The following is an 11,574-nucleotide window of genomic DNA, read 5'->3' as shown; positions in this document are numbered from 1 at the left end:
AATGCTGATCGCTGATTCGTTGACATTTGAAATAGGTAAAAGATCGCTGGTAAAGGATATTTCTTTTAGCATCCGTCCTGGTGAACTGCTCATTATTCTTGGTGCCAATGGAGCAGGAAAATCGAGCTTGTTCCGCCTGCTAAGTGGAGAGAAAATGCCTACGCGTGGCCACATACAACTACATGGAAAAGAAATCGTTGCGTATACGGTTGCAGAACTTGCCTTAAAACGTGGTGTGCTTAACCAGCAGAACATCGTAAATATGGCTTTTACGGTCATGGAGATCGTAATGATGGGCAGATATCCGCATTATAGCAACAGTCCCGCAGTAAAAGACATAGAAATAGCACAGCAGGTAATGGAGCTGACCGGTGTTATCGACTTTGCAGACCGTTCTTACTTAACATTATCAGGCGGCGAACAACAAAGGGTGCAGCTGGCTAGAGTGCTTGCTCAGATCTGGGATGTGCCCAATGCATTGTTGCTCATGGACGAACCTGTAGCCAGTTTAGATTTACAATATCAGCAGCAAACATTAGCTATAGCCAAAATGCTAAGCAAACGAGGCTTTATGGTGGTTAGTATTTTGCATGACATTAATCTGGCGGGGCAGTATGCCGACCGCATTATTATGCTAAAAAATGGCAGGAAGTGGTATGATGGTACGGCCGCCGAAGTATTAAGCTCCAAAAATATTTATGACGTGTTTGAAATCAACTCAGACGTGTATACCAACCCAAGAACATTGAAACACTTTTTTATTCCAAGGAACGTTTCACTAAATATAAATTCGCAATAATTTTATCTGTAAATCAACTATTTTTGCATTATGACCACCAAATCTACATCCGAAAAAAAAACAGCATTATTAAAATGGCTGAGAAAAGTTGGGGTATGGGGATTCCTCTTTTTCCTGATTAAAGGCTTGATATGGCTTGCGTTGGGCTATTGGGTGATCAAATAGTGGAACGTTTAAGCTAGCCTTTATGCTAGCAATCAGTCACATCAATAAATAATATTTTGATTTACAATAAATTACATTACCTTTGTTAAATATTTAAATAATAATACAATGCAACAAGGAACAGTAAAATTCTTCAATGAGACAAAAGGTTTTGGATTTATCGTACCAGCTAATGGTGACGCTGAAATTTTTGTTCATTCATCTGGCTTAATCGATAGCATTCGTGAGAATGATTCAGTAAGCTATGACATCGAGCAAGGTAAAAAAGGCTTGAACGCAATTAATGTTAAGATTAGCTAATCAAAATATTTATAAATTGTTAAAAACATCCACCCTAACAGGTGGATGTTTTTTTTTGAGCCCTAAATTGCATCCCGTTTTGTAATTTTGCCAAAGAGGCTGTTTCTATCGAGCGGCTTCATCATATTAATACATTTACATATATGGAAACTCTAAATAACAAAACAGCGCTGATTACTGGCGCCGGTAAAGGTTTAGGTAAAGCAATAGCACTTACACTTGCAAAAGAGGGTGTAAACTTAGCCTTGGTATCAAGAACGGCAAGTGATCTTGAAAAGGTAAGTGCGCAAGCCAAACAAATTAATCCTGCGATTAAAGTCGTGTATGCAACAGCAGATGTGGCTAACCTTGATGAGGTAGCTGCTGCCTGTGCAAAAATTACAGCTGAAATCGGCAACATAGATATCCTGGTAAACAATGCTGGTATTGCCAAATTTGGCAAATTTCTGGAGCTGGAAGTCAGCGACTGGGAAAGTATTGTAAAAACCAATTTATTTGGTCCTTACTACTTTATTAAACAAATCTTGCCCCAAATGCTGGAACGCAAGAGTGGTGATATTGTTAACGTTTCTTCGACAGCAGGACTTAAAGGTTCTCCTTTAACAAGTGCTTATAGTGCATCCAAGTTTGGACTGATCGGCTTATCAGAATCATTGATGTTTGAAGCAAGAAAGTCTAACGTACGTGTATTTACGCTCACTCCAAGTACTATTGCTACTGATCTGGCGCTAGCCAATAAGCTTACAGATGGCAATCCAGACTCAACGCTTCAACCAGAAGATTTTGCTGAACTACTGGTTGCGCATTTAAAACTTCCAAACCGCGCATTGGTAAAAGATGTTAGTCTTTGGTCTACAAACCCATAAAAAAACAGAAAAGCCGCAAATGCGGCTTTTCTGTTTTTTTAGCTTATTTACATCATTTGGCTAATCAATTCAAAGAAACGTAAAGTTCGTTCTGCGTTAACCAAGTTCCATTTATTTTACGCCAGGTAGCGGCATAATTACCATGATATTTATCATTTTTATAGTTCCACGTACCACTTTCCCATGCAGTATCCCCGCCCTTACTTATGGTGATGGTGTCAGGAATCCGCTCAAACAATGGGCTACTGTTTGAAAACATATATTTCCAATCGGCAGCAATTTCAGCTTTCCCAATGGTGTAACTACCGTCTCCGGCAATCTGCACAAAATCTTTCATCCAGTGTTTGGAGACGCCATCTACGTCTTTTTTCGCTATACAACTGTTTGAATCAAGCCTCGCTTGCTTAATTAATAAAGTATCTGTTGAATTCATTAAATAATATTTCTATCCCCACGCTTTTCTTAAAAAACGAAGCCAGTTGCCATGCATCAGATTTTCAACATCAGCAGTTGAGTACCCTCGATTTTTGAACAATGTAGGGATTTTTTGAAGATCTGCAATAGTTTCCAGATCGTAAGGACATTGCTCTTTTCCAAAAGCACCATCCAAATCCGAGCCTATACCTACATGATTCGCGTTTCCTGCGAGCTGGCAAATGTGATCTATATGATCTATCATCACCTCAAGATTACAATTCATGGCTTTTGGATCGGACTTTCCGCGAACCCAGCCAGGCACCATCATCCAGGCATCTAAAGCAGCACCTATAACCGCACCTCTATCTATCAATACCTTAATTTGCTCATCACTAAACTGACGGTTATGGTTTACCAAAGCACGACAATTGTTGTGCGAAGCCCATACATGTCCATTAAAATGCGCCAAAGCTTCCCAAAAACTATCATCGCATAAATGCGTAGCATCCAAAATGATATTCAACCGCTCCATTTCTTTTAATAGCTCTTGCCCTTTATGCCCCATAAACCCCGTTGCATCTGTACCTTGAGCATATCTTCCCGGCCCGTAATGTGCCGGGCCTACAGCTCTTAATCCACTGAGATACGCTTTTTCTAAATGATGGACGGTTATCAGAGAATCTGCACCTTCAAGACTTAAGATATAGCCAATTGGTTTCTTAGTATCATCAATGTCTGTTTTCCATAAAGCCAGATGGTTTTCCAGGATCTCCAGACTATTAATCTGTACCATCTCTCCTGCTTCCTCCATGGCTTTATACCAGGCAAGCTGTCCCTGAGTCTGCGCCCAGGCTTGTGCCGGCGAGTGCCAACCTGGCAAATTATTTCCTGGCGCTACAAAACGTGCAATCTGAGTAGCCACAACCAATCCAATCTTCCCTTTTCTCAGTTCTGGCAAGGAAACAACTGATTTAGCCCTATCAGGCTTATCCCTTAATCCTTCTTCTCTTTTATTGATGGAAGAAACTGGTAGCGTTAGATCACGGTTCCATTCCAACGCGTTCATACTTAAATCCAAATGGGCATCGATTGCAAACATAGACTATATATTAATTTTTCTTTTTCTTGAAATAATCTCCCAGGCACCATCAACCTTGTGCTCTTCTACCGTTGCAGCAAAGTCGTACAAGGCTACAGTTGGGCAAATGTGAATGGGTATGCCATACAAAACATCTCCTATTTTCAGACCATGTCCCTTAGGCATTTCCAATACCAGATGTTCCTCGCTTTGTCCAATTATTTTAGCCTCTGGTGCATTTAAAAAGTATACTCTTTTAGCCAATACGTTCTCTGCAGCAACAGACTTATGTCCTAAATCCAGACTCACTTTGGTCTGATCTGGCAAAGAAATTACCCTGGTAATTAAAACTGCAGCAACAGCATATTTTTGCTCGGCACAGGCATCATGATAACCTTTGTCCCATAGCACAAAAGTGCCTGGACTACATTCTACATCGGTTAGTTCGGCATAAAAGGGGTAGGTTGGTGAACCACCCGCAACTATTATGGGGGCAGGTAAACCATTAGCTATTATCTGATCTTTTAAATTATTAATGGAATTCCAGGCCAGCTGCCAACGTGCTTTTCTTTCTGCTAATGAACTATCGTGGATATGTCCATCATAGCCGTGTAGCCCGATTGCTTTAATCCCCTCCTTAACACTCATTTCCCGATAAAGAGTAAGAGCATTTTCATTTGGCAATATCCCGGTTCTGTTCATACCTAAATTCAAATCCAGAAATACGTTGATCTCCAAACCGGCATGCTTGGCTGCCTGAGAAAGCTCATTTAATGAATATGCGTTATCAACCAAGGATGAGAACTTTGTGGACGGAAAAGCGCTTACAAGTGACAAATACCTGTTTATTTTTGGGCCAACTAGCTGATAAGCCAGGAGGACATCGGCAGCTCCACAACGACCCAACATCTCGGCTTCGGCAATTGTGGCACATTTAAACTTAGTGATTCCCGCATTTATCATTAATGTGGTGACCTCTGCCGATTTATGTGTTTTTACATGGGGACGCAATCTATTTACCGTATCAATGCTGTTTAATAGCAGTTTTATATTGTCTGCAATGCGATTGGGATAAAAAACCAAAGCCGGAGAATCGAGCTCATTTACGTTATTTATCTTAAACCAATCTCGTTCTGAAGGTCTTTCAACGCTAGTCATGGAGTTCAAATAAAGCTTCTATTTCGACAGGGATATTGTCTGGTAACGAACCAAAACCAACTGCGCTCCGGGTGCCGATACCATTTTCTTCGCCCCACACCTGGGCAAAAAGCTCACTACAGCCATTAATTACAAAGGGATGTTTTTCAAAATCAGGAGAACAATTTACCATTCCTAACACCTTTATTACTCTTTTTACCCGGTTTAAACTACCTAGATTTGTCTTTATGGTAGACAGCATAGTTAAGCCAACCTGTCTGGCTGCTAGTTTTCCGTCTTCTTTATCAAGGTCGACACCGATGCGTCCAATCATTAGACTTTTATCATCGTTAACAGGTCCATGACCAGATAAATAAAGATACTTACCATCAATTAAAAACGGTTTGTAAACCCCCAAAGGCTTTGGTGCCGGTGGTAAGGTTAATCCTAATTTATCAAACTGCTCGTCTGCATTAAAAGTTTCCATAGCTATATCATTTAAATAAATTGATTTAATAAGAGTACCCCCGCCAGCCCTACAACCCCAACAATAGACTCCATTGCGGCCCATGATTTAAAAGTATCTATCATACTTAAATTAAAATACTCTTTAAACATCCAGAAACCAGCATCGTTTACATGTGAGAACATTAAACTACCTGCGCCAACAGCCAACACCATTAGGTTAGGATCTACATGAGCAGATACCATTAAAGGTAAGATAATTCCCGCAGTTGTTAATCCAGCCACAGTAGCAGAGCCTACACAAAAACGAATTATTGCGGCAATTAACCAACCAAGAAATAAAGGTTGCATATCCATATCCTTTAAAAGCGTTGCAATTTGTCCATTCACTCCACTGTCTACCAAAACCTGCTTTAAAGCACCTGAGCCTCCAATAATTAACAGGATCATGGCTACATCTTTAATCGCTTCTATATAAATATTCATGATATCGACTAGCTTCTTTCCTTGAAAAACGCCCAGGCTGAAAGTCGCAACAACGAGGGCGATTAACATCACAATGGTCGGGCTCCCCACGAAAGCGAAGAAATGGACAAGCGCAGGATCTTGATCGGGAGAAAGTGTAAATACAGTTGCGCCGATTAAAAGCAATACAGGCAAAAGCGCCGTAAAGAAACTATTAAATGCACCCGGTAGTTCTGCCTCAGGTAGATCAGCAGAGACAAAAGCGGTTAAGGGCTTAGAAGGAATACCTTTTAATGCCCTGGAGAAAATAGGTCCACCTATCACGATAGCAGGAATGGCCACTATTAATCCATACAATAAGGTTAATCCCATATTCGCATTAAATTGTATAGCCAAAGCCGAAGGCGAAGGGTGAGGTGGCAAAAAGCCATGGGTAACGGACAATGCAGCCAACATGGGTAAGCCGATATAAATGACGGGTAGTTTGTACTTATAAACGATAGAAAAGATTAAAGGTACCATGAGCACGAAACCTATTCCGTAAAACAGGGGAATACCTATCAGAAAGCCGGTAGCGACTACTCCCCACTGTATATATTTTTCTCCGCACAACTGCATCATGGACGACGCTATTTTTTGAGCAGCACCACTCTGAGCAACGAGTTTACCCATCATGGCACCGACCGTAAGTATCACTGCCAATGAGCCCAATACATCCCCCATTCCCTTCTCAACAGAGCTCGAAACCTTGTTTATTGGAATGCCTAGCCAGATACCAGCAAGTATCGATACGATAAGAAAGGAGATGAATGTATTGACTTTAAAGGCCGAAATCAGAACAATCAGCAAGATAATGCACAATAGAACGATAATAATGGTCATGCTAAATAAATTAATTAATAAAAATTTCATCAGCCAGTAACCAGGCTTTTCCACCCGCACCATATCCTCCTTTAGGAATAATCCCCTTATTTATTGCGGTAACTTTAACATATCTAATCTCAACAGGCTTAATTGTAACCCTAATTTCATTGATGCCCTCTTTTATAAAGCTGCTTTGTTTATAGACTTCAGTATAGTTTGTACCATCTGCAGAGACTTCAAATTTTAACAAGTCGGGTTCCCACATCCTTTGCCAATGATGCTTTAAGATGTTTATACTTAACTGAGATATTTGTTGCTGCTGCTCCAAATCAATCACAGCTTCCAAATTTTCTCCACTAAAACCACTCCATTCACCATCATTGTATAATTGGCTACCACTGATGCCGTTTATTAACGAAGCTGCTCCATTAGGCGCATAGTTACCTTTTGGTTGATAAGTTAAAGTGATCTTTTTCCCTGTACTTTTACTAATAGTAAAATCCTTTTTAAACACAGGTGTAACGACGGCTCCGTTATTAAAGACAGCTGCCTTAATTTGCTGTGTACGATCAATAACTAATGGTTTTTTATAAACTAAACTTTTTATCCCCGGCACTTTACCATTGGTGGTGTACCTAATGGTGCCTTTAGGTAGAGTTGTTTGCAACGATAAGGTTGATTTGCCATTAATTAGTTGGGAATTTCCTATTATTTCGTCGTAATTTTTAAAATAATTAACCTTAAGTCGCTGTAACATTTTACTTTGCGGCCTTAGTCGCGTTAAAAACCCTTCGTAGTTTTTTAAGTCTTTCTGAGTCCAGGCTATCTCTGCTAAGGCAATTATCCGCGGAAACATCATGTACTCCGCTTTTTCTGGTGTATTTACATATTCGGACCACAAATTCGCCTGAACACCTTTGATATAAACAGCGTCCTTTTCATTGAGCACTTCAGGCACAGGTTCGTATCCATATATTTTACTTAATGGCGTAAAACCTCCTGCTGCAATTTGTTCATCATCCTGATAGGACTGATAATAGTCGAGATAAACATACTTCTCAGGGCTCATGATCACATCGTGCTTCATTTTTGCTGCAGCAATGCCGCCTTCCAAGCCTTGCCAGCTCATTACTGTTGCTGATGACGCTAATCCACCTTCTAAGATCTCATCCCAGCCTATTATTTTTCGTCCTTTACCTTCTAAATATTTTTCCATTCTTCTGATAAAGTAACTTTGCAGTTCATGTTCATCTTTTAAATGTTCGGATTTAATACGATTTTGACATTTAGGGCATACTTTCCATCTTGTTTTAGGGCATTCATCCCCCCCGATGTGAATGTAGGATGAAGGGAAAAGTGTTAAAACTTCATCTATTACCCCAGTTAAAAACGTAAAAGTTTGCTCTTTACCCGCACAAAAAACATCTTCAAAAACACCCCAGAAAGTAGCAGTCTCGTAAGGACCACCGGTGCAACCAAGTTCAGGGTAAGCTGCAAGTACGGCCTGTGCATGGCCTGGCATCTCAATTTCTGGGATAACAGTAATATGTCTTTCCATCGCATAGCGAACCACCTCTTTTACCTCTTCCTGCGTATAATAACCACCGTAAGACTTTCCATCAAAAACATGCGGATCAGCTCGTTTATGTCCAACAATAGTCTCCTTACGATAAGCAGAGACAGACTGTAATTTAGGATATTTTTTAATTTCAATTCTCCAGCCCTGATCATCCGTTAAATGCCAGTGAAAGGTGTTAATCTTATATAGAGCCAACAGATCAATCCACTTCTTTAGTGAATGAACTGGAAATAAATGACGACTTACATCCAGATGCATCCCTCTATAAGCAAAACGTGGATAATCCTTTATGCTGCAAGCTTTTATACTAAAAATACCGATACTTGATTTTTGAATAAGCTGAGTAAGGGACTGCAAGCCATAGAACAATCCTTTAATCGTTGAAGCCTTAACCTCTATGTTATTTTGAGTACAGATTAAGGTATAGCCTTCTGCGTTTTTCAACACACTATCATACTCATTATGAAGACGATCAATCTTAAATCGGATATAATTTCCAGCAGGGGCTTTTATTTTTGTCTTTCCCAGACTATACCCTAAAAATGAACGAATCTGTTGTCGAAAGCCTTCAACATCCTTCGCTTCCATTGCTTCATCAAAGTCTAGTAAAGTAGTTTTACTAAGTTGAAATGCGCCTACATCTGACTGAATAAAAGCTGGATAAGGAATTAATGGGAATTGACCATTTACATCTTGAGCCCTTAAAAACACAGTAGCGTGCGTAAAAATCAAGAAAACAACTGAGTAGCAGAGCGTTCTATTCATTATTCGATCTATTTGGCAGCACAAAGTATAAAAAAAAATGAGTAGCCAAAAGCATTTTAATATTATTTTCCAATAGTATACCGTTGAAAATAATATTTTTCAATAAGTAAATTTAAACTTTTATCAATCTGACTTGTTGTCAGTTATATCAAACTCTAAAACATGGGACTATTAAAAACAGCATTAATAGGCGCCGCAGTATACGGCGCTATTAAATATATCACAAAAAAAGACATCAATGGCCGCTCCTTAGTAGACGACCTTAAAGATAAAGCTCCTGAATGGATGGAAAAAGCCAAAAGCGTCAAAGATGAGCTGAAAGCAGAGTTTGAACGTCAGCGGTATTAAAAGCAGCTACTAAAGTAGCTGCTGCTGTTTCATAAAATCTTGCTCCTCCTTAGTAATATGATCATCATCTATTGCAGGGGCAGCGGTAATGCCAGCTACTTTTAATTCATCCAAAATATCTACAAAGTTTTTGTAGTTCGCTGCTGTTGTGGGTTTAATGATCACAAATAGAGACTTTTTAGGGTTATTGGCATTTGCAGCATCGACTTTCAGCTTATTTTTCAAAATAGATTGTCTTATCCCTTCAAATCCTTCAATAACAGGCTGGCTTTTGCCAGCTTCCCCCATATACCAGGCTACTTTATTATTTTTGCCAAGCAAAATAGTCATTGAACGGGAAGCAGGAACAGGTTCTTGTATATCCACAATGGGCTCATCTGGCTTTACCACATCCATTGCTACTGGTTTAGATAATGATGTGGTGAGCATGAAAAAGGTAATCAGTAAAAATGCAAGATCAACCATAGCGGTTAAATCAACTTTAGGAACCGCTCTTCTGTTCGAGGAAACGCTTAATTCGGCCATAATCTTTTGTTTTAAGTTCAAAAAGATGATGCACATGAAAGCCAAATTCCATAACTGGATATATTAAGGCAAATATAATAGGTGATTTTACAAAGAAGTAGCCCGATTTATCTCTTTAAGCCTTTTTTCGACAATTGATTTCTCAAAAAGGAGTTCTTTGTTTTTGGGATCAAAAGATAAGCCTTCATTAAATTGCTCAAGAGCCAATTGATATTCTTCCAAATGATTGTAAACCCATCCGAACCCCCTATATACATTTGGGTTTTTGGGATTTAACATCCATGCCTGATTAAGCCTGTACATAGTAGTTTGCAAATCACCATAACTGAGGTAATCACATGCTTTCATAAAATAGTGATTAGATGCAGAGTCTGAAGTACCAGCCTTCGCTATGACCGTCTTTAAAAAGTTTTGATCAGCATTGATCTGTTCTTGCATTTTAACACCATTACCATATTTCGGAGAGAGTCTGAAATCTTCCCTGGCCACTTCTAACCATTTTTTATAGGCTATTTTTTTCCTTACCAGTGGTATAGGGACAGCGGAGCTTGAAGATGCTGAGCTCCACTCGCAAGAGGAAAAAATCGTTGCTAACAACATAAAAGAGAGGCATTTAATCATATAATAAAGGTATACTTTTTTTGAAATAAAAAAAACACTTAGCCATATTGATGATAAATGCGCCATTAAACGGTATCGAAACCAAAATACAGTTGATTATATTCGCTATAAAATTGTAAAAATGGAAACCATAGTCATATTAACAGGTGCTGGAATTAGTGCAGAAAGTGGGCTCAAAACATTTAGAGACTCGGATGGTTTATGGGAGAATTATCGCATCGAAGACGTTGCTACCCCCGAAGCCTGGTTGCGTAACCCGGAACTGGTGCAACAGTTTTACAATGAGCGCCGTAAATCAGTACTGGAAGCACAACCTAATGAGGCACATAAGGCACTTGCCAGACTGCAGGACAAATACAATGTTCAAATCATTACTCAAAATATTGATGATCTACATGAACGTGCCGGATCAAAAAACGTACTGCATTTACATGGGGTAATTACCCGCTCACAATCGGATATTGAACCAGACTTAACCTACCCTATATCTGGCTGGGAGCTGCGTTTTACGGACCTTTGTGCCCACGGAAAACCGTTGAGACCACACGTGGTATGGTTTGGTGAAGCTGTACCCAATATGACAATCGCTACCCGACTTTGTCGTAAAGCGAATGTATTTGCCGTCATAGGCACGAGTTTACAGGTATACCCGGCAGCTGGCTTAACAGAATATGTACCAAAATCAACAATTAGGTATGTGGTTGATGTAAATATACCAGCAATATCAGGTAGCAATCAGCTAAAAAAGATTGAACAACCTGCTACCATTGGGGTTCCAATGATGGTTGAAGAGCTTTTAGCCCGCAAGTAGTTAAAACAACCATTTCTGATTATACCACAAATTGTTGTAGCTTTGGAGCAACATTAAAAGATCCTCATGGCAGTATTACATAAAAAAGAAGAGAAAATTGAAGTTGTGCTTAGTAAACTTCCAAAAGATTATACTGATAAACAGTTTGTTGACATGTTTATTCAACTTTACTCGAAAGACTGGGGAAAGATTAAAGCCAATTACATCAAACAATCTCAGGATAAAGAACCTGGCACTATCATTACGATGCCTAAGCCTGAAATCTACCTAAAAAACATCCTAGAGGTATATCTAAAGAACGCTCAATAATAAAGAAACAATAAAAAAAGCCTTTCAATAAATAGATTTTGTATCTCTTTACTGAAAGGC

General features: G+C 39.4%; 14 protein-coding genes. 6 read left to right on the top strand and 8 right to left on the bottom strand.

Going from position 1 to position 11,574, the window contains the following annotated elements; genetic code table 11:
- Position 1: 1 nt before the first annotated feature.
- From FBD94_RS06275 to FBD94_RS06260, 3 genes are all read left to right on the top strand, one after another.
- Positions 2 to 799: a heme ABC transporter ATP-binding protein gene (locus FBD94_RS06275; protein WP_136879507.1), complete on the top strand. Its 798-nt coding sequence runs from the start codon at positions 2 to 4 to the stop codon at positions 797 to 799.
- 273 nt (positions 800 to 1,072) lie between these two features.
- On the top strand, positions 1,073 to 1,264 hold the full coding sequence (locus tag FBD94_RS06265) for a cold-shock protein (protein WP_084292065.1): 192 nt from the start codon (positions 1,073 to 1,075) through the stop codon (positions 1,262 to 1,264).
- Positions 1,265 to 1,407: 143 nt separating this feature from the next.
- A complete protein-coding gene (locus FBD94_RS06260; protein ID WP_131606187.1) occupies positions 1,408 to 2,130 on the top strand; it encodes a 3-ketoacyl-ACP reductase in 723 nt (240 codons plus the stop codon).
- A gap of 64 nt (positions 2,131 to 2,194) precedes the next feature.
- Here the strand turns inward: FBD94_RS06260 and FBD94_RS06255 are convergent, their stop codons facing one another.
- Genes FBD94_RS06255 through FBD94_RS06230 form a run of 6 tightly spaced genes read right to left on the bottom strand, consistent with a single transcriptional unit; the run spans position 2,195 to position 8,900 of the window.
- A complete protein-coding gene (locus tag FBD94_RS06255; protein WP_136879506.1) occupies positions 2,195 to 2,563 on the bottom strand; it encodes a YybH family protein in 369 nt (122 codons plus the stop codon).
- A 12-nt stretch (positions 2,564 to 2,575) separates the two neighbouring features.
- Positions 2,576 to 3,646, bottom strand: a complete 1,071-nt coding sequence (locus FBD94_RS06250) for a dipeptidase (protein ID WP_136879505.1) — start codon at positions 3,644 to 3,646, stop codon at positions 2,576 to 2,578.
- A gap of 3 nt (positions 3,647 to 3,649) precedes the next feature.
- Complete coding sequence (locus FBD94_RS06245) at positions 3,650 to 4,783, bottom strand: D-TA family PLP-dependent enzyme (protein WP_136879504.1); 1,134 nt, start codon at positions 4,781 to 4,783, stop codon at positions 3,650 to 3,652.
- On the bottom strand, positions 4,776 to 5,249 hold the full coding sequence (locus FBD94_RS06240) for a RidA family protein (RefSeq protein ID WP_136879503.1): 474 nt from the start codon (positions 5,247 to 5,249) through the stop codon (positions 4,776 to 4,778). The genes FBD94_RS06245 and FBD94_RS06240 overlap by 8 nt, the downstream gene beginning before the upstream one ends.
- 11 nt (positions 5,250 to 5,260) lie before the next feature.
- Positions 5,261 to 6,574 carry a gluconate:H+ symporter gene (locus FBD94_RS06235; protein WP_136879502.1) on the bottom strand — a complete coding sequence of 438 codons (1,314 nt, stop codon included), beginning with the start codon at positions 6,572 to 6,574 and terminating at the stop codon, positions 5,261 to 5,263.
- A gap of 10 nt (positions 6,575 to 6,584) precedes the next feature.
- A complete protein-coding gene (locus FBD94_RS06230; RefSeq protein WP_136879501.1) occupies positions 6,585 to 8,900 on the bottom strand; it encodes a beta-N-acetylhexosaminidase in 2,316 nt (771 codons plus the stop codon).
- Between the two features lie 162 nt (positions 8,901 to 9,062).
- Here FBD94_RS06230 and FBD94_RS06225 point away from each other — a divergent pair, with 162 nt between their 5' ends.
- Positions 9,063 to 9,248, top strand: a complete 186-nt coding sequence (locus FBD94_RS06225) for a YtxH domain-containing protein (RefSeq protein ID WP_131606201.1) — start codon at positions 9,063 to 9,065, stop codon at positions 9,246 to 9,248.
- A 9-nt stretch (positions 9,249 to 9,257) separates the two neighbouring features.
- On the opposite strand, the gene FBD94_RS06220 is transcribed toward FBD94_RS06225, so the two are convergent.
- Both FBD94_RS06220 and FBD94_RS06215 read right to left on the bottom strand, forming a co-directional pair.
- On the bottom strand, positions 9,258 to 9,773 hold the full coding sequence (locus FBD94_RS06220; protein ID WP_136879500.1) for an ExbD/TolR family protein: 516 nt from the start codon (positions 9,771 to 9,773) through the stop codon (positions 9,258 to 9,260).
- An 87-nt stretch (positions 9,774 to 9,860) separates the two neighbouring features.
- A complete protein-coding gene (locus FBD94_RS06215; RefSeq protein ID WP_136879499.1) occupies positions 9,861 to 10,394 on the bottom strand; it encodes a tetratricopeptide repeat protein in 534 nt (177 codons plus the stop codon).
- A 121-nt stretch (positions 10,395 to 10,515) separates the two neighbouring features.
- Here FBD94_RS06215 and FBD94_RS06210 point away from each other — a divergent pair, with 121 nt between their 5' ends.
- Both FBD94_RS06210 and FBD94_RS06205 read left to right on the top strand, forming a co-directional pair.
- A complete protein-coding gene (locus FBD94_RS06210; protein WP_131606207.1) occupies positions 10,516 to 11,205 on the top strand; it encodes an SIR2 family NAD-dependent protein deacylase in 690 nt (229 codons plus the stop codon).
- Between the two features lie 66 nt (positions 11,206 to 11,271).
- Positions 11,272 to 11,514, top strand: a complete 243-nt coding sequence (locus FBD94_RS06205; RefSeq protein ID WP_131606209.1) for a hypothetical protein — start codon at positions 11,272 to 11,274, stop codon at positions 11,512 to 11,514.
- Positions 11,515 to 11,574: the final 60 nt, after the last annotated feature.

This window comes from Pedobacter hiemivivus, from assembly GCF_005144565.1.
GTDB lineage: Bacteria > Bacteroidota > Bacteroidia > Sphingobacteriales > Sphingobacteriaceae > Pedobacter > Pedobacter hiemivivus.
The sequence above is the reverse complement of the archived record's forward strand: the minus strand, read 5'-3'. Positions and strand labels throughout refer to the sequence as shown.

Bases quoted from the DNA above. Each gene is read 5' to 3' on its own strand.
- FBD94_RS06275 (WP_136879507.1), top strand. From the start codon at position 2: ATGCTGATCGCTGATTCGTTGACATTTGAAATAGGTAAAAGATCGCTG.
- FBD94_RS06265 (WP_084292065.1), top strand. From the start codon at position 1,073: ATGCAACAAGGAACAGTAAAATTCTTCAATGAGACAAAAGGTTTTGGA.
- FBD94_RS06260 (WP_131606187.1), top strand. From the start codon at position 1,408: ATGGAAACTCTAAATAACAAAACAGCGCTGATTACTGGCGCCGGTAAA.
- FBD94_RS06255 (WP_136879506.1), bottom strand. From the start codon at position 2,563: ATGAATTCAACAGATACTTTATTAATTAAGCAAGCGAGGCTTGATTCA.
- FBD94_RS06250 (WP_136879505.1), bottom strand. From the start codon at position 3,646: ATGTTTGCAATCGATGCCCATTTGGATTTAAGTATGAACGCGTTGGAA.
- FBD94_RS06245 (WP_136879504.1), bottom strand. From the start codon at position 4,783: ATGACTAGCGTTGAAAGACCTTCAGAACGAGATTGGTTTAAGATAAAT.
- FBD94_RS06240 (WP_136879503.1), bottom strand. From the start codon at position 5,249: ATGGAAACTTTTAATGCAGACGAGCAGTTTGATAAATTAGGATTAACC.
- FBD94_RS06235 (WP_136879502.1), bottom strand. From the start codon at position 6,574: ATGACCATTATTATCGTTCTATTGTGCATTATCTTGCTGATTGTTCTG.
- FBD94_RS06230 (WP_136879501.1), bottom strand. From the start codon at position 8,900: ATGAATAGAACGCTCTGCTACTCAGTTGTTTTCTTGATTTTTACGCAC.
- FBD94_RS06225 (WP_131606201.1), top strand. From the start codon at position 9,063: ATGGGACTATTAAAAACAGCATTAATAGGCGCCGCAGTATACGGCGCT.
- FBD94_RS06220 (WP_136879500.1), bottom strand. From the start codon at position 9,773: ATGGCCGAATTAAGCGTTTCCTCGAACAGAAGAGCGGTTCCTAAAGTT.
- FBD94_RS06215 (WP_136879499.1), bottom strand. From the start codon at position 10,394: ATGATTAAATGCCTCTCTTTTATGTTGTTAGCAACGATTTTTTCCTCT.
- FBD94_RS06210 (WP_131606207.1), top strand. From the start codon at position 10,516: ATGGAAACCATAGTCATATTAACAGGTGCTGGAATTAGTGCAGAAAGT.
- FBD94_RS06205 (WP_131606209.1), top strand. From the start codon at position 11,272: ATGGCAGTATTACATAAAAAAGAAGAGAAAATTGAAGTTGTGCTTAGT.